1 protein-coding gene is annotated in these 339 nt (G+C 40.4%); it reads right to left on the bottom strand.

Features of this window, described 5'->3' with window-relative positions:
* Positions 1-59: 59 nt before the first annotated feature.
* The coding region (locus ACINWC743_RS08275) for an MBG domain-containing protein (protein WP_009585093.1) at positions 60-339 on the bottom strand (280 nt) is incomplete at its 5' end.

Below are 339 nucleotides of genomic sequence, written 5' to 3'. Positions count from 1 at the left end.
ACTATTCGCAGTTACTGTTGCTTTGGCTTTGGCGATATCCAATGCACCATCGACAAAGGTCAGATCGTAGTTCTTGTCTGTACCTGATGCAGTATGACATAATTGCCTGCATCTTTAGCCGTTACTGACGATGATGTTACACCTGCTAATACTGATGCATCCTCACCATTCACCAAGCCATTTGCTGTAAAGCCTGATGCTGTTTGATCTTTACCGTTATAAACAGTTGATACACTATTCGCAGTTACAGTCGCTTTGGCTTTAGCAATATGCAAGATACCATCAACAAATATTAAGTCATAATTCTTGTCTGTACCTGATGCGGTATGAACATAATTG

This window comes from Acinetobacter sp. WC-743, assembly GCF_000335555.1.
In the GTDB taxonomy this organism is placed as follows: domain Bacteria; phylum Pseudomonadota; class Gammaproteobacteria; order Pseudomonadales; family Moraxellaceae; genus Acinetobacter; species Acinetobacter bereziniae.
Note: the sequence above shows the minus strand (reverse complement) of the source record. Positions and strands in the feature narration are given on the sequence as shown.